The 22,871-nt window shown below is 48.6% G+C and carries 19 protein-coding genes and 3 tRNA genes; 8 read left to right on the forward strand and 14 right to left on the reverse strand.

What is annotated here, in order from left to right; all coding sequences use genetic code 11:
* Positions 1–87 precede the first annotated feature (87 nt).
* Together A4V09_RS16530 and A4V09_RS16535 are read right to left on the reverse strand one after the other, a co-directional pair.
* Positions 88–1,605: an alpha-N-arabinofuranosidase gene (locus tag A4V09_RS16530; RefSeq protein ID WP_065543312.1), complete on the reverse strand. Its 1,518-nt coding sequence runs from the start codon at positions 1,603–1,605 to the stop codon at positions 88–90.
* Positions 1,606–1,902, reverse strand: coding sequence for a lipocalin-like domain-containing protein (locus A4V09_RS16535; protein WP_157123514.1), 297 nt, complete (start codon positions 1,900–1,902; stop codon positions 1,606–1,608).
* Between the two features lie 275 nt (positions 1,903–2,177).
* On the opposite strand from A4V09_RS16535, the gene A4V09_RS16540 reads away from it, so the two are divergent.
* From A4V09_RS16540 to A4V09_RS16555, 4 genes are all read left to right on the forward strand, one after another.
* Positions 2,178–3,881 (forward strand): family 43 glycosylhydrolase, encoded by a 1,704-nt coding sequence (locus A4V09_RS16540; protein WP_065543314.1) that lies wholly within the window; start codon positions 2,178–2,180, stop codon positions 3,879–3,881.
* 139 nt (positions 3,882–4,020) lie between these two features.
* The gene (locus A4V09_RS16545; RefSeq protein WP_065543315.1) at positions 4,021–5,397 is read left to right on the forward strand and encodes a YfcC family protein; all 1,377 of its coding nucleotides are present in this window, start codon (positions 4,021–4,023) and stop codon (positions 5,395–5,397) included.
* A gap of 325 nt (positions 5,398–5,722) precedes the next feature.
* Positions 5,723–7,144, forward strand: a complete 1,422-nt coding sequence (locus A4V09_RS16550) for an MFS transporter (protein ID WP_065543316.1) — start codon at positions 5,723–5,725, stop codon at positions 7,142–7,144.
* Positions 7,145–7,228: 84 nt separating this feature from the next.
* Positions 7,229–8,218, forward strand: a complete 990-nt coding sequence (locus A4V09_RS16555; RefSeq protein ID WP_065543317.1) for a uroporphyrinogen decarboxylase family protein — start codon at positions 7,229–7,231, stop codon at positions 8,216–8,218.
* 71 nt (positions 8,219–8,289) lie between these two features.
* Here A4V09_RS16555 and glyA read toward each other — a convergent pair whose 3' ends face one another.
* From glyA to A4V09_RS16575, 4 genes are all read right to left on the reverse strand, one after another.
* Positions 8,290–9,528: a serine hydroxymethyltransferase gene (glyA, locus tag A4V09_RS16560; RefSeq protein WP_065543318.1), complete on the reverse strand. Its 1,239-nt coding sequence runs from the start codon at positions 9,526–9,528 to the stop codon at positions 8,290–8,292.
* A gap of 123 nt (positions 9,529–9,651) precedes the next feature.
* Positions 9,652–9,724: transfer RNA gene (locus tag A4V09_RS16565), tRNA-Phe, on the reverse strand.
* A 129-nt stretch (positions 9,725–9,853) separates the two neighbouring features.
* Positions 9,854–10,747: a fumarylacetoacetate hydrolase family protein gene (locus A4V09_RS16570; RefSeq protein WP_065543319.1), complete on the reverse strand. Its 894-nt coding sequence runs from the start codon at positions 10,745–10,747 to the stop codon at positions 9,854–9,856.
* A gap of 146 nt (positions 10,748–10,893) precedes the next feature.
* Complete coding sequence (locus tag A4V09_RS16575; RefSeq protein ID WP_065543320.1) at positions 10,894–11,325, reverse strand: Lrp/AsnC family transcriptional regulator; 432 nt, start codon at positions 11,323–11,325, stop codon at positions 10,894–10,896.
* A gap of 271 nt (positions 11,326–11,596) precedes the next feature.
* On the opposite strand from A4V09_RS16575, the gene A4V09_RS16580 reads away from it, so the two are divergent.
* Both A4V09_RS16580 and A4V09_RS16585 read left to right on the forward strand, forming a co-directional pair.
* The gene (locus tag A4V09_RS16580; protein ID WP_065543321.1) at positions 11,597–12,532 is read left to right on the forward strand and encodes an agmatinase; all 936 of its coding nucleotides are present in this window, start codon (positions 11,597–11,599) and stop codon (positions 12,530–12,532) included.
* A gap of 65 nt (positions 12,533–12,597) precedes the next feature.
* Positions 12,598–13,284, forward strand: a complete 687-nt coding sequence (locus tag A4V09_RS16585; protein WP_065543322.1) for a site-2 protease family protein — start codon at positions 12,598–12,600, stop codon at positions 13,282–13,284.
* Positions 13,285–13,352: 68 nt separating this feature from the next.
* Here the strand turns inward: A4V09_RS16585 and A4V09_RS16590 are convergent, their stop codons facing one another.
* The 3 genes from A4V09_RS16590 to A4V09_RS16600 form a co-directional block, all read right to left on the reverse strand.
* Entirely contained in the window at positions 13,353–13,841 is a 489-nt protein-coding gene (locus tag A4V09_RS16590) for a DUF2798 domain-containing protein (RefSeq protein WP_065543323.1), read from the reverse strand.
* A gap of 153 nt (positions 13,842–13,994) precedes the next feature.
* Positions 13,995–14,067, reverse strand: a tRNA-Gly gene (locus A4V09_RS16595).
* Between the two features lie 5 nt (positions 14,068–14,072).
* Positions 14,073–14,143 (reverse strand) — tRNA-Gly (locus tag A4V09_RS16600).
* Positions 14,144–14,400: 257 nt separating this feature from the next.
* Between A4V09_RS16600 and A4V09_RS16605 the strand changes: the two genes are divergently transcribed.
* Positions 14,401–14,784, forward strand: a complete 384-nt coding sequence (locus tag A4V09_RS16605) for a metal-dependent transcriptional regulator (protein WP_465220352.1) — start codon at positions 14,401–14,403, stop codon at positions 14,782–14,784.
* A gap of 79 nt (positions 14,785–14,863) precedes the next feature.
* Here A4V09_RS16605 and A4V09_RS16610 read toward each other — a convergent pair whose 3' ends face one another.
* Positions 14,864–18,082: a YhgE/Pip family protein gene (locus tag A4V09_RS16610; RefSeq protein ID WP_065543324.1), complete on the reverse strand. Its 3,219-nt coding sequence runs from the start codon at positions 18,080–18,082 to the stop codon at positions 14,864–14,866.
* Positions 18,083–19,172: 1,090 nt separating this feature from the next.
* Between A4V09_RS16610 and A4V09_RS16615 the strand changes: the two genes are divergently transcribed.
* On the forward strand, positions 19,173–19,751 hold the full coding sequence (locus A4V09_RS16615) for a TetR-like C-terminal domain-containing protein (RefSeq protein WP_065543325.1): 579 nt from the start codon (positions 19,173–19,175) through the stop codon (positions 19,749–19,751).
* On the opposite strand, the gene A4V09_RS16620 is transcribed toward A4V09_RS16615, so the two are convergent.
* The 4 genes from A4V09_RS16620 to A4V09_RS16635 form a co-directional block, all read right to left on the reverse strand.
* Positions 19,736–19,954: a hypothetical protein gene (locus tag A4V09_RS16620; RefSeq protein WP_065543326.1), complete on the reverse strand. Its 219-nt coding sequence runs from the start codon at positions 19,952–19,954 to the stop codon at positions 19,736–19,738. The two genes, A4V09_RS16615 and A4V09_RS16620, sit on opposite strands and share 16 nt — an antisense overlap.
* 3 nt (positions 19,955–19,957) lie before the next feature.
* Entirely contained in the window at positions 19,958–20,686 is a 729-nt protein-coding gene (locus A4V09_RS16625) for a DUF975 family protein (RefSeq protein ID WP_065543327.1), read from the reverse strand.
* A 73-nt stretch (positions 20,687–20,759) separates the two neighbouring features.
* Positions 20,760–21,707 carry a carbohydrate kinase family protein gene (locus A4V09_RS16630; RefSeq protein ID WP_065543328.1) on the reverse strand — a complete coding sequence of 316 codons (948 nt, stop codon included), beginning with the start codon at positions 21,705–21,707 and terminating at the stop codon, positions 20,760–20,762.
* A gap of 75 nt (positions 21,708–21,782) precedes the next feature.
* Positions 21,783–22,859 carry a helix-turn-helix domain-containing protein gene (locus A4V09_RS16635; RefSeq protein ID WP_065544834.1) on the reverse strand — a complete coding sequence of 359 codons (1,077 nt, stop codon included), beginning with the start codon at positions 22,857–22,859 and terminating at the stop codon, positions 21,783–21,785.
* Positions 22,860–22,871: the final 12 nt, after the last annotated feature.

Raw genomic sequence — 22,871 nt, forward strand, 5'->3', positions numbered from 1 at the left:
GTGATCAGCAGATAAGAAAAAAGGAACCGTTCTGCCAGCTTTTTATAATAAAGCTGGCAGAACGGTTCTTTATAATTTAAGTTATAACTACTTTATTCTAAAGGAAACAATGCTGCAGGGCGGAATGGTAAAGGAAAGTCCTTTCTCTGTTACTGTGAATTTGTGAAAAGGCTCTTCTTTTACATGATCAGGATTCTCGAACGTGTTGTGGGCATTCATATCCTGAGTCAGGATGGCCGCTGTAACATCTGTTGGGTTGAGTTCAGCGAATGTGGTTTCTACTTTTTCACTGTCTGTAACTGACAGGTTGTTCAGGGTCAGAGTCAGGATTCCGTCTTTGTCCATGGATACAGACTCGTGAAGTTTTGGTACTTCGTACTCTCCGTCTGAACCTTCAGCCGTTTTGTTGTCTGCGATGTAGCTCTCTACCAATTCTGCGTCCTGGTGCGTGCGGTACATGTGGAATACGTGGTACGTTGGTGTCAGGAGCATTTTTTCTCCTTCTGTAAGGATCACGGACTGGAGCACGTTTACAATCTGGGCCAGACATGCCATTTTTACCCTGTCACAGTGTTTATTAAAAATATCCAGAGTCAGGCCTGCTACCAGGGCATCCCGCATGGTATTCTGCTGGTAGAGGAATCCGGGATTGGTGCCCGGTTCAACATTGAACCAGCAGCCCCACTCGTCCACTGCCATTCCAATCCTCTTCTCCGGGTCATATTTGTCCATAATTGCCCCGTGGCGGTTGATCAGCTCTTCCATATATAGCGCTTTATTCAGACTCTTGTACCATATTTTCTCGTCAAAGTCCGTGGCGCTTCCTTTGATTTCCCAGCCTTCGGGATGAACATAGTAATGAAGGGACAGCATATCCATAAAGCCCTTATCCTTATGATTTCCAGGCTGTGGCTGGGCAAAACAGGTGTTTAATACGCCTTCTGTCCAGAAATAGTCTGCTACATTGGCTCCACAGCATACTTTCTGAATAGGATTTTCATTATTATAGCTGCGAACATAGGTCTGATATCTGCGGTACAGGTTCCCATAATACTCCGGTGTCATATTTCCACCGCATCCCCAGTTTTCATTACCCACACCAAAATAGTCAATTTTCCACGGTTTCTCATGCCCGTTTTCTTTTCTCAGATCCGCCATGGGAGAAACACCGTCAAAGGTAATATACTCCACCCACTCGCTCATTTCCTGTACCGTCCCACTGCCTACATTGCCGTTGACATAGGTCTTGCAGCCAAGCTGACTGCACAGTTCAAAGAACTCATGAGTTCCGAAGCTGTTGTCTTCCACTACGCCTCCCCAGTGGGTGTTGATCATTTTTTTTCTATTTTCTTTTGGTCCGATTCCGTCTTTCCAGTGATATTCATCGGCAAAACAGCCGCCCGGCCAGCGGAGCACAGGTACTTTCATCTCTTTCAGCGCTTCCACCACATCCGTTCTCATACCTTTCACATTGGGAATGGGCGAATCTTCTCCCACATAAAGTCCTTCATAGATACATCTTCCCAGATGTTCAGAGAAATGCCCGTAAATCTCCGGATTGATATGTCCCTGTACTTTTTTCTCATTTACATACAACTTTGCCATTTATTTGTCCTCCTGCTTAAAATAATGTACACCCCAGATCGTTTCGTTGTTGTCTCCCGCCGCCGTGAAACACATGGTCCGGTTTCCGGCCTCTTCTTTCATCTCGATCATCACCCCTTCATAATTCCGACCATTCAGTTCAACCGTCACATATGGAGTTCCTTTTTCCAGGGAAAAACGGCCCAATGTTCCGCCTTCCGGTTCATCTGCTGTGGCAAAACAGATCGAAGATTTCTTGTAGGTGGAGCTGGTACAAAAATACATCACATATTGTTCCATCTTCTCATTAAAAACCACATCCGGCGCCCAGACGGAATACCCGTACTGTCTGTCTTCGTTTCAAATAATATCCCCTCCTTTTTACAAATTTCTAAAATATTATATCTTTATCAAAATTATATTGTAATATACGCGCATTTGCAAGTCTTTTATTATGTTTTTATTGATTTTTTTATAGAATAAACTTGTATGATCCACCTTAATGTTGTTCTCTTGTAAATTATTTTACTATATGCTACAATACATAAAAAGTACCGGGAGAAAAGCTTCCGCCGTGAGAGGAGTTTTGAAATATGAAACAAATGAACATACTTCCAACCGCTGACTGCCTGTGCCGGGAAGGCCAGCAGACCGCCTGGCTGCGCCCCTATACAATGGATTGGAACACACCGGAATCTGACAGCCTGCATCTGGAATACAGCTACAACAAGTCAGACTGGTATCAGTTAAATGGAGGCAATGGTGTCTGGTTCCCCGATTTCGGCTCCGGACGGATCATCTCCCCAGCCTTATACCTGCTGGAGAACCACGGCTATCTTGTAACCGCCGGGGATGCAGAAGACGCAGACCGCCGGCACCTTGTAAGAACAGAGGATTTTATTCATTACACAGGGGCCTCTTATACTGGTTCAGGCCGGGAGATTTCTGCTTCTTACCAAATAAAAAATGCGCCTCTTCCTGACGGAAGCCTGGAAATCCCCCTGTCTGTACTGAAGGAACTCCAGGCCGTATACGGCAAACCCGAACCTGTACTGCTTCATGCCGTGGAAGATATCAATGTATGTGTAAAGCCTGGCAGTTCCCCATCCCTGCCTGAGAAAATCACCGTAGAATATACCAACGGTATGCAGGAAGAACGGGCTGTGAACTGGAATGTGCAAGCACCGGAAGACGCTGCAGGCAGCCACACATCTGTATTTGTTGCGGGTAGGCTGCAGGAAACCGTGTACCCTAATCCTTTTATTTATCACCGAGCTGATCCTTTCATTTATAAGCACACAGACGGCATGTATTATTTCACAGCCTCTTACACAGATATGGAACACAACCTGGAAGGAAAATACCAGTATCTCTACATCATACTGCGCCGCTCCGCCACCCTTGGCGGGCTGGCGGACGGTTCCGGCGCCTATGAGGAAAAAGTGGTTTATGAACGCACTCCCATAGCCGGCGGCACTTTGAGTCCCCATATCTGGGCGCCCGAGATCCACTATATTGAGGGAAACTGGTACATTTACTACACCACCACCATCTCCGATGAATCCTCCTGGCGCATCCGTCCTCACTGCCTGGAGTGCAGGGACCGTGATCCTCTTTGCGGAACCTGGGAGTTAAAAGGCCCTGTTGTCACTGAAGTCAAGGATGATATTGCATTTACAGATTTTTCCCTGGACCATACACATTTTGAGCATAAAGGAAAGCATTATTTTCTGTGGGCCCAGAAAACAAATAATACGTCCGACATTTTCATTGCCCGGCTCTCCAATCCCTGGACCCTCTGCACCCCGGCAGTCCGCCTCTCCCACCCGGAATACGCCTGGGAACTCCATGGCTTCCCAGTGGATGAAGGCCCAGGCGTTATCAAACACGGGGATAAGATATTCCTGACCTTCTCAGGCAGCGGCACGGACGCCCTGTACTGTGTGGGACTTCTCTATGCAGAGGAAACAGCAGACCTTCTGGACGCAGCCTCCTGGAAAAAGCTGCCCTACCCTGTGTTCCAGAGCAGCCGTGCAACGGGACAGTTCGGACTTGGGCATAACAGCTTTACCAAATCAGATGATGATACGGAAGACCTGATCATTTACCACGGACGCCAGGAGGAACGATACCTGGCGGAGGCGGATTACCAGCCCCTTTACGACGCGGGGCGCAACGCTTCTGTGGGAAAAATATTCTGGGATGAGGATGGAATGCCTAACTTCTCAGTACCGTCCCAGAGGATCGTGCGCAAAGATGAAGATTTAATTGTCCATGCCAAAATAACTGTAAAATAGCATTTTAAATCAAAGAAAGAGTTCAGCCTTACAGCGCCGGCTGCTCCCTGGGAAATCAACTTTCAACAAAAATTCGACAAATTTCCGCTATACTCCTGTATTATACTAAAGTGTCTCAAGGAAGAAGGAGGAAACGCAAATGAACAAAAAAAAACATGAATTTCCACATGCATTTGTCATTCTGTTTGTCATTTTGGTATTAATGGTAATCTGCACATGGCTGGTTCCTGCGGGACAGTACAACAGAGTGGAAGTAGATGGAAAACAGGTTGTGGATGCGGACAGCTTTCAGTACGTGGAGTCTTCTCCCGTAGGTTTTATGGGATTATTTCAATCCATTCCCCAAGGGATCCAGGATGGAGCTGCTTTGATCACCATGATTTTTACAATCGGTGCCGCAATCGGTCTTGTGAACAGCACAGGGGCTTTAAAAGCCGCAGTTATGACACTTTCCAAAAAACTCGGAGAAAAGCACAGTAAATTGGTACTGATCGGCATCATGATCTTCTTTCTTTTCATTGGAGGATTTCCTGCAATGCTGGAAGGCACCATTCCTTTTGCTGCCGTCTGTATTCCCATATGCCTTGCACTTGGATACGATGTAATAACAGGGATATCCGTCGTATTCATTGCAGATATCGTAGGATGGTCAGCAGGCCCGGCAAACTATTATACTGTTGGAAACGCCCAGATTATCGGCGGGTTGGAATTATTCTCCGGCTTTTCCTATCGTATGGCAGCTCTGGTTGTACTTGGCATCATCAGTATACTCTACGTTATCCGCTATGCTGAAAAGGTACGGAAAGACCCATCAAAAGGGCTTATGGCCGGGCATGACTATTCTGACCTTGCAGGAGACCAGGAAGAGGCTGCGTTTACCGGACGCCGGAAGTTGGTGGTCGTGGTATTTCTGGCTGCTATCCTTCTTATCGTTATTGGCTGCCTTAAATGGGGATGGGGGATGCCCGAGATGTCAGCCGTCTATATCATATGCGGTATCATATGCGGCATCATTGCAGGATACAAGAGCGGAAAGATTGCAGACGAACTTTTAGATGGGGCAAAATCCGTGTTTATTGCGGCAATGGCTATCGGAATGGCAAGAGCGATTTCTGTTGTCATGCAGCAGGGATTGATTCTGGATACCATAATACACGGTCTGTCCGGTGTGCTGAAGGGACTTCCTGAAAGCCTTACCAGTATCGGAATGCTGGCAGTTCAGACCATTCTGAATTTCTTTATCCCCTCAGGAAGCAGTCAGGCGCTGGTCACTATGCCGGTACTAATGCCGGTTGCAGAGATTACCGGCCTCAGCAAACAGCTTACTATCCTGGCATTCCAATTCGGAGACGGCCTCAGCAACTTATGTTATCCTACCATGGGCGCACTTATTGCATTTCTGTCTTATGGACGTGTTCCTTTTAACAAATGGATAAAATTTATCATGCCTTTTATGCTGTTGGCATGGGGCGCCTGTATCTTCCTTCTGGCTGCCGGTGCAGTCATAGGATATTAAGGCTCAAATAGCCCACAACACAACAAAATTCGGTTCGCCATTCTGTCACGCATCTTTCCCGCTTGACAGAATGGCGTTTTTCATTCCCATCTTTTCTCTGTAAATCTGAAAAAATGCTCCTCCCCCCTCCATTTGCATTCCCAATTCCCAAAATATCCACGAATTATATTGACGATATTTTTCACAGGTGATATAATCCACATATAGCAATTGCAATGTATTTATATGCATATATAAGATAGGAGGTGAACCCAAAAGTCAGAATAGATATCATTGCAGACACTGGATCAATGCCCACAGACCCGGGCAGCAGAAAGGAGACTATATGGGGGATAGGGAAAGCAAAAAACGTAATGGGATCAGCAAGTCACTAAAAAGATTTTTTGGCGTGGGGGATTTTGGTTTTTCTTTTATGACCAATATTGAAACTTATTATTTTACATATTTTCTTACAAACATTGCCGAGTTCACGCTGCCGGTCGTAACTATGATCACAACCATCGCAAGTGTGGTGGATGCCGCGTTATCCTGGATCTACGGAGTTATACTGGACACAGTCAAGCCTATGAAATGGGGGCGCTACCGCTCCTGGCTGGTGATCATTCCATGGCTTGTGCCCTTTCTGTACGCCTTCCAGTTTATCCGTGTGGGGAGCGGCACAGCGGCGGCCATCCTGATCATCGTCGCTACCATAACAAGCCATCTTGCCTGGAATATTCCGTTTGTCGCCAACATTTCCATGATCAACATGGCATCCAAAACACCGGAGGACCGCATGGCACTGTCCTCATCAAGAGCCATCTGGCAGTCACTGGGACGGGTCTTCTACTCCTATGTAGGCCCTGCAGCGGTTTCTCTTTTTGCCGGCCTGGTAGGAGAAAAGAACTCCTATGGCGCTACAGCCTTTGTCTTTGCCGCTCTGATGGCCGCAGGTTATTTCGCCCACTTTAAAATGTTTGAAGGCTATGAGGAAACCGGCGCCCAGGCACGTGCCAGAATGCAGAAGGAACAGATGGAGCGGAAAGCAAAGGGGAACCAGTCAAAAGGAAACGGGCTGATCAAATGCCTGACCACCAATCCTTACCTTCTGGGCCTTACCGTAGCGGACCTTGCCAAATATGTATACAGCTTTGTGGCAAGCGGAATTGCTGTCTATTATTTTACCTATGTGGCACGCAGGCCCGGCCTCACCGCCACTTTTATTCTGATCTCCAGCCTTCTGGGTGTTATCGCCTCGTACTTGTCAAAGGCAGCAGCCAAGAAATTCTCCGCCAGGAATACCGTGATCTATGCCTATCTGGCAATGACGGTTGTACTGGTGCTGGGCTTTTTATTTTATCAGAATGCCTGGATGGTCATTTTCATGGTGAGCCTGGCACAGTTTTGCTGTACCATGACCAACGCCTGCGGGCCTGCCCTGTATGCAGACTGTGCCATCTACAGCGAATACAAAACCGGCACGAACGCTACCGGACTTATTATGGGACTCAGCAATATCCCGCTGAAGATCGGCGTGGTCAGCCGCGGTATTTTGATCAGCGCATGTCTGGCATTTGCAGGCTTTAATCTGGAAACTGTAGAACAAGGGATCACCTCACCCCAGCTTGAAAGAGGCATCAGTATGGGATTCACTGTCATACCCGCCATCGCAGTGGGCCTTGGTGCCCTGATCATGATCTTTGGCTTCCGTCTTACCAGGACCAAGATGGAACAATATTCCGCAGAACTGGAAAAACGCAGACAATAAAGGTGAGCGCTTCAGCGGCCGCAGCAATACTTTCCTGTTATAGGCCGGGGCCTATAACACAAGCAAACAAAAAGGAGGAAACTTATGTTAACCAAAAGACAGAATTTAATGGAAACTATAACCGGCGGAGAGCCGGACCGTTTTGTAAACCAGTACGAGGCCTTCAAACTCATCCAGAACCCGCTGGGCCTTCACAATCCCAATCCCAAATACGGGGAAATGAATGTGGTAAACGGCTGGGGGATCACCCGTTCCTGGCCGGCAGGCACTCCGGGGGCATTTCCGGTCCACACCCCGGAAAAAGTGGTGATCAAGGACATCACCCACTGGAAAGACTACGTGCATGCACCCAGTGTCAAATTCACCGACGCAGAATGGGAGCCGTTCATCAAACAAGCGGAGGAGACCGACCGGAACGAATATTATGCAATGGCATTTGTAGCACCCGGACTCTTCGAGCAGTGCCATCACCTGGGTGAGATCCAGTCCACTCTGATCAATCTCTATGAAGAGCCGGAAGCCATGCATGAACTGATCGACTACCTCACTGAATTTGAACTTAGGCTGGCGGAGGAAATCTGTACCCATCTAAAGCCTGACGGTTTGTTCCATCACGATGACTGGGGCAGCCAGACCTCCACCTTCATGTCTCCTGAGATGTTTGAAGAATTTTACCTGCCCGGCTATAAAAAGATATACGGCTATTACAAATCACACGGTGTAGATCTGATCGTTCATCACTCTGACTCCTATGCCGCCACCTTCGTGCCATACATGATCGACATGGGTGTAGATATCTGGCAGGGTGTCATGACCACCAATCATGTGCCTGAGCTGATCCAAAAATACGGCGGGCAGATTTCCTTCATGGGCGGCATTGACAGTGCAAAAGTGGATTTTGAAGGCTGGTCCAGAGAGGTCATTGCCAGGGAAGTTAAAAGGGCCTGCGATGAAAACGGAAAGCACTATTATATTCCCAACGCGTCCATCGGCCTTCCCACAAGCACATATGACGGCGTTTACGATGTGATCTCAGAGGAGATTGAGAAGTACAGCAGAGAAGTATTCAGCTAAACCGCAAAGAGGGCATAAATAACTGCCGGACAGGGAACCCCTCCCTGCCCGGCAGTTATTTTCTATATCAATTACGCATTCAACGGATATTTGTCTGTCAGTTCCTTCACGATCGCCTTTGCCTGCTCTTTCTTCTCAGGCTCTTTCACCATGATAGCAATGGCCTCCGCAATCTTATCCATATCTTCTGTGTTCATCCCTCTGGATGTCACTGCTGCGGTTCCCAGACGCACACCGCTTGTTACAAACGGGGATTCCGGGTCATTGGGGATCGCATTTTTATTACAGGTGATGTTTGCCTCATCCAGCAGGTTCTCCATGGCTTTTCCGGTAACGCCCGTACCTCTTAAATCGACCAGCATCAAGTGGTTCTCCGTGGTACCGGATACTATGTTGATACCGCGTTTCAGAAGACCGTCACACAGCGCTTTGGCGTTTTTTACAATGTTCTGCTGATACTCTTTATACTCAGGCTGCAGCGCCTCTTTTAAGCAGACTGCTTTTGCAGCCACCACATGCATCAGCGGACCGCCCTGGATTCCCGGGAACACAGCCTTGTTAAAGTTGAATTTCTTGGCGATCTCAGCACTGCACATGATCATACCGCCTCTTGGGCCTCTCAGGGTCTTATGTGTAGTGGTAGTTGTCACATGTGCGTACGGAATGGGACTTGGATGTACGCCCGCAGCAACCAGACCGGCAATATGAGCAATATCTACCATCAGGTAAGCACCTGCCTCATCGGCAATCTCCCTGAATTTTTTAAAGTCAATAACCCTGCAGTAAGCGCTGGCACCGGCTACGATCAGCTTGGGTTTGGACTCCAGTGCAATTTTGCGTACTTCCTCGTAATCAATAACACCCTGATCATTTACTCCGTAAGGCACAATGTTGAAATATGCGCCGGAGAAGTTTGCCGGGCTTCCGTGTGAAAGGTGTCCGCCGTGGGCCAGATTCATACCCATTACCGTGTCGCCGGGTTTCAGCATGGCAAAGAATACTGCCATATTGGCCTGTGCGCCGGAATGGGGCTGTACATTCACATATTCACAATCAAACAGTTCTTTTGCACGTTCCACAGCGAGACGCTCCACCTCATCCACGCATTCGCAGCCGCCGTAGTAGCGTTTTCCCGGATATCCCTCCGCATATTTGTTTGTCAGCGGGCTTCCCATAGCAGCCATAACCGCTTTGCTCACCCAGTTTTCTGATGCGATCAGCTCGATGTGGGAGTTCTGACGCTCTACCTCATCGTTAATACACTTTGCTATTTCCGGATCTGTTGCCTGAATCTCTTCTAATGAATACATGTTTTCCAATCCTCACCTTTCTTATAATTAACCTTAGAGTCCGCTGTGCGGATACTTTACCGGCCTTATCTTTCTTATGAAGATATTTGTTTTCCACCGAAAGACATTCGCCGTGTAAAAAAATGCCCAGAGCCGGAATCGAACCAGCGACACGAGGATTTTCAGTCCTCTGCTCTACCAACTGAGCTATCTGGGCATAAATGGGAATACGATACTATTACACCGTTTCTCAAACAACACTGCAATATTATCATATTCCCTTTTATATTTCAATAGTTTTTTTCATTTTTTTACATTAATCTGGTAAAATAGCAAATTAATACGATCACACTATGGGGTTCCTGATGCATCCAATGCCTTCAATACCGCATTCCACCACATCCCCGGGATTCAGGAATCTTGGAGGTATCATACCCATTCCCACACCGGCAGGTGTTCCCATGGATATAATGGTGCCTGGCTTCAACGTCATCCCGGCGGACAGTTCCGCGATCACATGAGGGATATCAAAGATAAACATATCTGTACTGCTGTTCTGCCGCAGCACCTCATTGACTCTGCTTTTGATCGCCAGCTTAGGGGGCCTCGGAATATCATCCTCTGTGACAATAAACGGTCCCATGGGCGTAAATCCATCCAAACTCTTGCCAAAATACCACTGTTTATGCCGGGTCTGTACATTTCTGGCGCTTACATCATTTATGACGGTATAACCGAATACATAGTCAAATGCATCTTCCTTCTTTACATTCTTTGCCTCTTTGCCGATTATGACAGCCAGCTCCGCCTCATAATCCAGGCTGTCCACCAGTCCCGGATAAGAAGGAATGGTACCGCCGTCAGGTGTTGCCTCGTTCACCCGCTTTGAAAAATACACCGCGTAAGGACGGTCCTGGTTAAACTCTTCTTTTTTAAAACGGGTTGATTCCACCGCATGGTCCATGAAATTCATGCCCAGGCATATGATATCCTGCTTTGGGTGGGGAATGGGTGCACACCGGACAACATCTTCATAACACAAAAGCCTTTTATTCGGCTTTTCACAGGCATGCTCCAGAATCCCTCTCTGCTCCCTGGTCATATTTTCAATCAGATCATTCATATCCCTGAAGTGAAGCCCCAAATCTTCTATGGGAATAAAACGATGAAACGCAAAAGAACACATCATCCCCAGGCGCTCCTTATTGTCACCCTGAAGTTTATATGTAAGTAACTTCATGTTTTCTCCTCCTCATGCAAAACACCTGTTAAAGATTTCAGTACGTTACAACGCAAAATTACACTATAAATAATAGTATCACAATTTTCCGGTGTTTTCCACTAAAATCTCATAAAATTTTATGTTATTTGCATAAAAATTATTACTTATTCCGGCAATTCTTTCTTAGAGAATTTTGATGAAAGGATGACAGATGACACAGTATTGCCAAATTTGCCAAGTTCTCCCAGAAGTCCCTCAAACTGCCCCGTATCCGGCACAAACACCTTCATGGTGGCTCCGTAAACGCCAATGGTGTGATACAGTTCGAGGACATAAGGGGAATCCTGGCAGTATCTGGCCAATTTCTGCCAACTGCTGCTGGGTATCTCCATGTTGATAAACGCTGCCATGCCTTTCTGTATCTTCCCTCTCTTGATGATGGTCCTGTATCCTTCAATGATCCCCTCTTCCTCCAGGCGCCGCACTCTCTCCGTCACCGCCGGGGAAGTGAGCCCCACCAGAGTTCCCAGCTCCTTCATGGAGATTCTGGCATTTCCCTGAAGAATATTCAGGATCTTTTTGTCTGTACTGTCCATACGTCTCTGCCGCCTCCTGCCGATTGCAGCAATCCGGTATCTGAACGGTTACTGCCAATTCACTTTGTCCATTATAAATCTTTCCCTGGACCTTGTCCATCTATTTTCCCTATGACAAAGCGGCTGTTTTAATATTTTAAGAAAATATGGAATATTTCTTTCATTATAAAAGTCATACACTCCATATACCTTTTTCCCTCCATGTTCTTTTCGGTTTATGGCTGTTAGAATATAGACAGTAACAAAAAACCACTCTCAGGAGGTATTCATCATGGAAAACATCAATTTACCGATCACAGGAATCTGTTCCTTTGCCAAATATCCAATCTGTACTGACCTTGACACTCTGGATGCTGATATCGCCGTTCTCGGTGTCCCCTATGACCAGGGAGCTGCCTGGTACGGAGGCCAGCGGCTGGCACCCAGGGCGATCCGCAATATCTCCACTGCCTATGCAAGGGGCGAAACAGGATTCTATGACCCTGAGGAGAATGCCTATCTCCTGGCTGCCCCCATCAGAGTGGCTGACTGCGGTGATGCGGATATGCTCCACGGTGACCGGGAATACTGCTTCTCTTCTATAGAAGAAAGTGTGCGCAGAATACTGAAACGCGGTGCAGCCCCTGCCATTATAGGTGGTGATCATTCCATCTCGATCCCTGTGGCAAGGGCGCTGGAGGAACTGGGGGAAACTATCCATATTGTCCAGTTTGATGCCCATCTGGATTTTGCCATGTCAAGGGGACCTCAGAAATACGGGAACGGCAGCCCTGTCCGCAGAATGAGTGAAATGTCCCATATTGGCAATATCGTTCAAATCGGCATGCGAGGTCTGGGCAGCAGCTCCCGCCGGGACTGGGCAGACGCCAGAAGCGCAAATACTGTGATCACTGCAAAGGAGTTCCATCGTCTTGGCACAGAAAAAGTCCTGGAACAGATTCCTTCAGGAAAAACCTTTATCACCTTTGATATTGACGCATATGACTTATCCCTCATGCCTGCCACAGCAGCCCCTTCCCCCGGAGGCCTTCTTTATGACGAGACCTGTGAACTGCTGTCCGGAATTTGTGCCAAAACAGACGTCATAGGCTTCGATATGGTAGAAACCGCACCCTCTTATGACACCCCGGCCACTACAGGATGCCGGCTGGCAGCGCTGACCATGCTGCACATTATGGGGCAGATGACGAAAAAAACACTGGCGTAATCTTCCTCCATTGATTATAATGGTTCAAAACGAACACATTACATTCCAGATTGGAGGAAATGCTTATGCTTCATTCCAGTTATTATCTTCAGCAGCTCAGAGACATTCTATATATTGCGCCCGTTGTGCTGCTTGCCATTATGGGGCATGAATTTGCACATGGCTGGGTTTCAGACCGTCTGGGTGATCCGACTCCCCGTATGGATGGCCGTCTTACCCTGAACCCACTGAAACATCTGGATCCCTTTGGCACCCTGTGCCTGATCTTTTTCAAAATGGGCTGGGCAAAACCTGTGAGGATCAATACCCGCTATTACAAGAACCGCAAATCCGGTATCATTATGGTTTCCCTGGCGGGGCCTTTCATGAATTTCATACTGGCCTTCCTTTCCCTGCTCCTTTACGGCCTTCTCGGAAAATATGGCAGTGCTGCCTCCGCATCCGTTTCCGTATTTCTCCGGCTCTTTTCCTATTCGGCAGTTATGAACATTGGCCTTGGGGTATTTAACCTGATTCCCATACCGCCTCTGGACGGCTCCAATGTCCTGGCCGAACTGTGGCCGGGCGTTTCCGCCTTTTATCAGCGCATACGCCCCTACCGAACCTGGATTTTGGTCATTCTGCTGGCAAGCGGTGCTTTAAGCAGGCCTCTTGGCACAGCCAATACCCATATTCTCAACTCTCTCTGGGGAATTGTAAAACTGCTTCTGAATCTCAATCCGTATATGCCCAACACAGGTGTATCCATATAACGGCAAACGGGGGGTCCGGTTTATTTGGCTCCCCGCTCTTATCCCGTTTTTTCCCACACTTCTGTATTTTACACGGTCACATTCCCGGTACACTCTTTCTTTTCCGGAAACAAATGTCCGAAGATCCATCTTACAAAGGGTCCCGCAAAAAATATCTGCCAGCAAAATGCCATAGGAAAATTCATAACCGTTGTCTGGATCCATTTGGCTATTACCTGGGAATCCACTCCTTTAAAAAGAAGGGTGGCTATAAGGCTCATAAGAGGGCACATGATACACACAGTCATAGCTGATACGGCAAGGATCACCGCGGTCATCCGGTCCTCTCCCGGCGTCACAATGCGAAAAGCCAGTTTTTTTGCCAGCGGTCCCGCTATGAACATCTCCAGCAGAAATCCTGCGATCCCCATAACAACCAGTTCCCCAAACGCCATGACAAACACCTCATTGGTAAGTCCGCCTCTGTCCAATGCTATGTTGTACACCACAAGAGCGTAAACCATCACGACCACCATGATGAGCGTAAAGATAATGTCCTGAAATTTTGTTTTCGGCATAATAAATCCTCCTTATTCCGGCAACAAAAAAAGGCACCAAGACCGATGACCCGTAACTTTCGCTGCGATTATGTCATACAATCTCACTACCATTTTCATCTAATACCGTTATTTAATTTTCACTATCATCCTATTTCTTCATGAAATAAGAAAAGCGCGAGACGGGACTCGAACCCGCGGCCTCGACCTTGGCAAGGTCGCGCTCCACCAACTGAGCCACTCGCGCATAAGAGCGGGTGATGGGAATCGAACCCACATATCCAGCTTGGAAGGCTGGTGTTCTACCACTGAACTACACCCGCAGGTTATTCTGTTGTGTATTTGTCCTTAAGACGTTATTTATAATATAATAAATTGTTCCAATTGTCAAGACATTTTTCACAATTTTTTTCAAAGGAAATTTGAACTTCTTTAGAATCTATGTTATGCTGTAATCATCCATGTGTGCTGAACGGAAAAAAAATGCCCCCTGCCACGTATCCGCAGGTATATGAGATCATAACTTTTTCAGCCGCAAAAAACGGACAATACCGCTGTCCTATCTTAATGAAAAGGAAGGATGTTGATTTTGAAAATACAAGAATCCGCAGAAAACTATTTGGAAACTATTCTCGTTATCGGAAAAAGAAAATCCCATGTGCGCTCCATAGACATTGCCAACGAACTGGAATTCTCAAAACCCAGTGTAAGTGTTGCTATGAAAAATCTCAGAATCAACGGCTATATCGAGGTTGACTCTGAAGGCTTTATCACACTCACACCGGAAGGCCGGAAAATAGCAGAAAAAATATATGAACGCCACCAGCTCCTTTCCGGATGGCTGATGCGCCTGGGTGTTGATCCCAAAATAGCTGCTGAGGATGCCTGCCGTATGGAGCATGTGATAAGTGCTGAGAGCTTTGAGGCCATTAAAAAGCACACCCACGGAACCAATAAGGAGTAAACGCTTTTACACAGAGGAACACCCATAAAAAATCACGGAATCCCGCTGAATGCTCTGCGGTTTCCCGTGATTTTTTTAGTTAGGCCAAACCTTTTTCCTCCAGCCAGTCTGCCAGAATGTGTTTTCCGGCCTTGATCTTCCCGGCCCTAAGCTGGAACTCTATCAGGGTCAGTAACGTAAATACCGCACACAGAATGATCATAAACACCACTGGGCCCCGTATACTTTCCCCTCCTGAAATCGTACTTCTGAATGCCTCCACCGAATATGTGAACGGCACCCACTCATGAAGATAGGGGACAAAAGAACCTGAAATCTCAAGAGGATAGGTTCCCACAGAACCCGCAAGCTGAACCACCATAAATACCAGCATCAGAAAGCTTCCTACCTTGCCGATGAAATTGGTAAAGAAATACATCACTGACATAAATGCCACACTGGCCAGACACGCAAAACCAATCGTTCTGCCCATCTCTGCCGGATTGAATCCGTCAAATACATGAAGAAGCAGTATCATGGCAACCGCCTGCAAAACAGCTATGGTGTAAAGTACTGAGGCCTTGCTGAGCCACCAGGAAAATCCTGATTTTAGCTTACCTTTATATTTTGTCAGCGGGTACATCAAACTGAACGCAATGCATCCCACCCAGAGTCCTACGCTCATCATATAGGGCGCCATTGCGTGCCCGTTATTCTCCACTGTGGTTATCATAGTCTCGCTGGTCTCAACCGGAGCAGCAAACATTTCCACGGTATCATCCGTGGACTTTGTATCTTTTACCTGCTTTGCTCCGTCCTGAAGACTGCTGCTGAGTGTCCGGGAACCATCGGCCGCCTGGCTGATACCGTCCCCCAGCTCTGCACTGCCGTCCCTTAGTTTTCCGGCCCCTTCCTGGATCGCTCCGGCCCCCTGACTTAACTGGGAGGCTCCATCCAGCAATGTGCTGTTATTTGCCGTTAGTTCCCTGGTCCCGGAAACCAAGGAACCAGTTCCGTCTTTCAGCTCTGCAGCTCCGTCGAAAAGCTGACCGCTTCCCTGGAGAAGTTCCTTAGCTCCGTCATCCAGCCGTGCTGCTCCGTCCGCCAAAGTCCCGGCTCCCTGGTCCAGGCTGCCGGCTCCCTGATCTAATTGACTGATCCCGGCTTCCAGTTCAGGTACCTTTCCCTGCAGTGTCCCGGCACCATCATTCACCTGGCCTGCCCCTGTACTCACGCTGGTAATTCCCTTCAGAAGACTGTCACTCCCGTACAAAAGCGGCTGCATAGCCTCTGTTCTGAACTGTTCGCCTCCCGCTGCCGCCTGCCCGATTCCGGCCTTCAGAAGCGGAGACTTCTGATCCAGCTCAGCCGTTCCTGCCTCCAGCTGCTCTGCGCCTGCCTTTGCCTGGCCTGCGCCCTCATACAGCGCCAAGGCCCCGTTCTCCAGTGCTGCCATATTCCCCGTTACCGCCTTCACGCCGCCTGTATAAGCAGCTGTTTTGTCAGCAAGGGTCTGGCTGCTGTCCCGCAGTTTTCCAACCGCAGTTACCACCTGTTCCATGGCCTGCGTATCCGCATCGGATGCCTGGCTGGTTTCCACAGTAGTCACGGTCTGTCCTTTCACCCTGTCAAGCGCATTCAAAGCCCCATCCGCGGATGCTGAAACAGCTTCCCCTGTTCCTCTCAAAGCTGTGCCGCTTTCCCTTAACAGAGCTGCCACATTTTCCAGCCGGCTGTTGCTTTCATTTACTGCATTCTCATTTTCCTGCGCTGCCGCAACAGCCTGATTGGCCGCCTGGGCAACCAGTTCTATATCTCCCGAAGCCACCGCAGCCTCAAGAGCTGCCGCCAGCCCATCCGAAGATACGGCATTGACACTGCCAATTCCATCCGCAGAAGTTTCCAGCTCCCCGGCTTTTCCCTGCAGTTCATCTGCCAGCCCATAGAGGACATCCAAAGCCTGCTTTGCCTCTGAGACATCCACATCCGTCTGAACCGTCGCCGCCTCCCCGGAGGCCGGTGTTCCGCTTCCGCCTGCTGTCAACATGGCATAAAGCTGTTCCAGTCCCTGATTCAGCGCTAAAACCCCATCTGCCAGTTGTTCCGAATTGGCTCCGCCTTCACCATTGACTGCCTCCATACCGGCTTTCACCTGTCCGATTCCGGCTTTCAGATTTCCGCTTCCGGTTTCCAGGTCTTTTGTCCCCTGGGCAAGAGCCTCTGCCCCCACATGAATCTGTTCTGCCGCATCCGGCAGTGTATCCGTACTCTGCCTGAGGACTTCCAGCCCTCTGCATAGCTCTGCCATAGCTGCATCTGCATTCGATACCCCCACTTTCAGTGATGTACCTCCTGCTTCAAGCTGTACCGCTCCGTCCGCCAGTGCACCTGTGCCCTGAACAAGCTGATCCACACCCTCTTTCAATACAGGCACCTTTCCATCCAGTTCCGAAAGTCCTTTATGCAGTGCCCCGGTGCCGTCTTTCAGCTCCCAGGCCCCGGAAACCAGGGCGCCGGTCCCGTCAGAAAGTTCGCTTACCCCTGACTTTGCCGCCGTCACACCATCCTTCAGTTCGGCTGCTCCCGAATCCAGCTGTCCGGCTCCGCTGTTTACTGTGCTGACGCCGTCCACATAGGTTTTCAGGCCCACACGCAGCGTATCGCTCCCCTCCCGGAACGTAAGCGAGCTGTCCGCCAAAGTCTCAAGATTATCCGTTATGGTCCGGTTCCCCTCAGAGACCTTATCCATGCCCTCTTTCAAATCTCCGGACCCGTCAGCTGCCTCCTGCATTCCATCCCCGGCCTCAGCGATCTGGTCAAACACAGCCTGCGTATAAGTCTTGGTCACTTCCTCCGCCACACTGTTTTTCACCTTCTCCATAGCCGTCTCACTCATTTTAGACGCAATATAATTCGTTCCCGGATTCGTCTGATAAGCAAGCTCCATCTTCTCAGGTTTTTCATCCATCACCGTAGCAGCATTGGCAGAAAAATCCTCAGGGATCGTGATCATCATATAATACGTCCCATTCCTCAGTCCTCTCTTTGCCGTCTCTGCATCCACAAAATTGAAACAAAGCGACTCCTCATCCCTGAGTTTCTCTGTCAGCTCCTTCCCCACATTCAATTCCCTGTCATTATAGGAAACTGCTCTGTCCTCATTCACCACCGCCACCGGCAGCTTATCCAGATTTCCATAAGGATCCCACATAGACCCCAAAAAAAGCGTCGTATAAATTGTAGGAATCAAAATAATCGCCACAACCACCACCAAAAGCAGCTTATTGTGGACCAGTCCCTTCCATTCCTTTCTCAGCAAATCACATTCCCCTTTCTATCACCATGATTTCCAACACGCCCTCTACCATTCTATGCCCCATCCTCATTTTAGCATGTTACTGTTCACTCCATTCTCAACAGCAAGCTCTGCCATACACAGTTTTGCCCTTTCAGGTATTTCCGCCTCTCAGCCAGCAAAATACAGCGAATCATCCCTAGCGCCTGCTAACTCAGAATTTCTCTTCGCCCCGTCTCACAGAACAACATCCCATGACCGTGACTTATAACATACTCCACTTCCATTAATAGATACCGTGTTGATTTCTAAAGCAACCTGTATTATACTAAAATCACCCCACCCCCACAACCATCAATCTCCCCTCACCCTATCCATTACTAGACACACCCACCCCCATATGTAGCATTTTATACTTTTTTAACATTTCCCCACACCATGTAACCACACACCCTCAGGCCACACCCCGCTCACCCGCACTATACAACCATGTAATCCTACAAGCTTCACCCACTCACCCCGCACCATACAACCACGTAATCCCACAAACTTCACCCGCTCACCCACGCAACATACAACCATGTGATCCCACAAAATTCACCCGCTCACCCACGCAACATACAACCATGTGATCCCACAAGCTTCACCCGCTCACACCCACACTATACAACCACGTAATCCCACAAACTTCACCCGCTCACCCACGCAACATACAACCATGTGATCCCACAAGCTTCACCTGCTCACACCCACACTATACAACCCACAAGCTTCACCTGCTCACACCCACACTATACAACCCACAAGCTTCACCTGCTCACACCCACACTATACACCCCACAAGCTTCACCCACTCACACCCGCACTATACAACCAGGTGAAGTCGCAGCGGCAGGGCCGGGAGGGCAGGGTGTCAGGTGAGGGATGTTTTAGTGGAGCGCCAGGGAGATCCACCTGCCCCAGTCGCTTACTGAGGAAGCCGCTGCTGACGAAGTTAGCGAATGGGAGCAGGTTAGCTCCCTGGCAGCGGAACGCTTCCCTCACCTGACACCCTGCCCTCCCGGCCCTGCCGCTGCGACTTCACCGTCCCCCCTATACACGAAAGGAGCCCCCCATGCCCAAAAAACCCGACCGCCGTGTCCGCAAAACCAAATCCCACCTCCGCGCCGGCCTCTCCAAACTCATGCAGCACAAAAGCATCAAAGAGATCACCGTAAAAGAACTGGTAGAAGAGGTAGACATCAACCGTTCCACCTTCTATCTCCACTACACTGACATCTACAACCTGCTGGAAACCATAGAGAACGAACTCCAGGAAGAAATCCTGAAGATCATCCAGGAACACCCTGTCAGCCCCTTCAACGAGGCCAGCTTCCCCTTTATAGAGGACATCTTCCTAATCCTCTGGGAAAACAAAGACATCTGCAGTGCCCTTTTAGGCCCCAACGGCGACATGTCCTTTGTCAGCCGCATAGAGAGCATTATATCCGAGCACAGCCTGAAGGTCCTAAAAGCCACCTTCCCGGAAAACATGGACAGCCTGAAATACTCCTATTCCTTCTGTCTGACAGGATGTATCGGCCTAATCAAAACCTGGCTGGACTCAGACACCGGGGAATCCCCCCAGCATATGGCTGATCTGACCTTCCGCCTCATCATGAACGCATTAAAAGACATCTACCCCAAACCGTAAGCAATTCTAAACTTTGGTCCTTTACCGTCAGCAAAAAGCCTGGGATACCGGGTCCTATCAGATGCCTCATGCACTACACGATCTGCATGATACATCCATATAGAACCCGGCATCCCAGGCTTTCCAAAAACAGCTCCCACACCTTTACCGAACCAGCCTGCCGGCATATATCCGCTGACTGCCTTCCGCAATCTGTGCGTCACACTCTAATAACTTTCCCTTGCACTCTTGGCAAACCAATCTTCCCTAAGCGTCACATAAAGTTCTACATTAGTAGCGTCCACATAAGGCTTCACATAGAAAATCCCAGCGATCCCGCATGTAACCGCACCCACGAACAACCATCCAATAAAAGAAAGATCCAGGAAAAAAGCTTCCCACTTCTGTCCATACATCATCTCTTTACTGATTCGCAGTGCTTCCCTGTAATCAATATCCGGCTGCTCCGCCAGTATATACGGAACCATACGGTAGGCATAACTCATCACGATCCCCGGAATCACCAAAAGCAGTGTCCACAGAGCAACAAACAGATTCTTCATGAACATGACCAGCACGGAATTTCCATAAAAACCGCTTTGAAAACCAAACAGCAGTTTAGAAACAGGCGCCTTATAATCCCTGTTTTCCACATAAAATCTACAGGCTCCCACCAACAGCATCTGGAATATAAAAACATCGAGAAGAATCACAGCCAGTGAAACAGCACCTGAGCTGAACGCATTTCCTCCCCAGTTAAAAAATAAATGGTCCCAGTCAAAACTTAAATGAAGCCCTGAAAATTCCAAAAACGAACCAGATGCTCCATCACTGTCATAATTACGCCCGTACTTAGCCGCCACCAAAGAAGCTATCAAGGACACCAATACTGCAGGCCCGTAATTTCTCAGGAAATTGGCTTTTCCGTTCATTTTAAGTTCCATTCTGTTCCACATATTATCATCCCCCATTCTCCGGAATCAGTGAAAATACCGGATACTTTTTTCACTGTTCCATATTACCATACTTTCATGGAAAATGATACTTCTTTACTGTATTTTCTACCTGGGTAATACTCCTTACCCCTTCCGTTGCCCCCATTTTCTCCACTGCCAGCGCGCCGCAGGCATTTGCATATGCTGCTGCCGTATGCAAATCCATTTCCCTCGCCAGTGCATACACAAACCCTGCTGCAAAACAGTCACCCGCCCCTGTTGTATCCACACACCGGACTCCGGGAACCGCCGGGCTTTCAAAAAACAATTCCCTGTTCTTCACAAAGCACCCCTTATCCCCGCATTTAATCACCACATTGCCCACACCACAGTCCAAAAATACATCCGCAATTTCATGCAGCTCTCTCTTCCCGGTAACCAGCACTGCCTCCTCATAATTAGGGAAAAGAAAATCCACAAAGGACAGTGCCTCCCGTATCTCTTCGGCTGTCTCCCCGTTTTTTCTCTTGGTCATATCCGCGCAGACCAGTATCCCCTGTGCTTTGGCCCTGGAAAACAACCGGGCCATATCTTTGCTGCCAAGCCTGGGAAAGACAAAGATACTGGCAAAACTAAGTATTTTCACATTCCGAAGAAAATCCCCCTCCAGATGTTCCCCGGAAAGTATGCGCAGAGTTCCATGTGGATTCGTCAGAAAACACCGCTCCCCGTTTTCCTTCACCAGCACCACATTGATGCCTGTATCCACACCGGGTTCCGTCCTGGCAAAATCAAGTCCTATCCCCCATTTCCGGCAATGGCCTCTGATAATCTCCGCAGCCGGGTCCTCACCAAGCACAGTAAGAAGCCGGACCTCCTCTCCCAGCTTTGCCAGAACAGAGGCTTCATTCAGAGCGTCCCCGCCTGTCCTCATGGTGATGGCTTCCGCCGGACTTGAGCCGGTCTGAAAAACGCCCTCATCTGCCGGCTCTGCCAGCACATCCAATATGGCTGCACCCACAATTAAAATTTTTCCATCCATCTTCTCACTCCTTTGCTTCCCCTTTATCCCCTTGACTACTCTGTCAGCCACGGGCGGCCCCGGCTCTGTCAAGGTCTATCTGCCGCCCTCCCGGAACTTTGCAAATAAATCCTTAAACTCCTGCCGGTCCCTTAAAAAGTCAAACGCTTCCCCTTTTTCTATCTCCATTAATAACCCGTTACGCATTCGCTCAAATATTTCCTTCTGCTGTCCGTTATCTGCGCTCTGTTCCGCCAGCTTATCATACAATCTGCTTTCCCCCGGATTCCATGGTTTCCCCATAGATTCCAGCATTCTCTCCAGCAGTTCCAAGGTTCTGACCGCATCCTTTTCAGCCACCGCAGCCGAATAATCCGCCACATACTTTCCGTATTCCCACAGATCCAGCAGTTCCACCGCATCTCTGCATTTTCTCCTATAATATTCCACGCCCTCATCGCATCCCTGCTCCTTACAGATTTCCATAAGGACGATCAGGCAATTCTGTACATCTCCTGCTGCCTGGAGAAGCTTCTTCTGGGTCAGCTTCACTGCCTCCTCTGTTTTGCCCTGTTTTCTGTAAAGGAGGATAAGCATGGGCCTTTTATCCACGCCCAGGTCAGGGATCTCCTCCAGCAGTTCCGCTGCCCTGTGGTATTCCTCCATCTGAATGTAATCACCTACCAGCATATTCAGGGCGCTGCCTCTGATTCCCCAATCGGCTTTTTTGTCCCTGGCAACTCTCTCAAATAATCCCCTTATCTCCTCCTCATACCCCGCCTTATCCTCTTCCGCCGTAGGAAACATAAGAAGGGCACCTTTCAGAAACCCGGCGAGATTGTAAATCAGCTTATAACTGTTGGGATACTCCTTGATCTTCTGCACCGCCAATTCATGTCCCGGCTTATACCCGCTCTCTTTCAGCACTGCAAAAATACGGCTGCAAAAATGATTGATCTCCTCGTCGGTCAGCTCCTCCTTAAAAGACAGCAGTGTATTTAAATCCACCTTCAAAAGCCTTGCAAGGGGCGGAAGCAGCGTAATATCAGGATAGCTCACTCCCTTTTCCCATTTGTTGACAGCCGGTGCTGATATCCCCAGATACTCTGCTGCCTGTTCCTGGGTCAGCTTCAATTCTTTTCTTCTCGTTCTGATAATCTCATTGATCTTCATAATATTGTCCTC

It is taken from the genome of Blautia pseudococcoides, assembly GCF_001689125.2.
Lineage (GTDB): Bacteria > Bacillota > Clostridia > Lachnospirales > Lachnospiraceae > Blautia > Blautia pseudococcoides.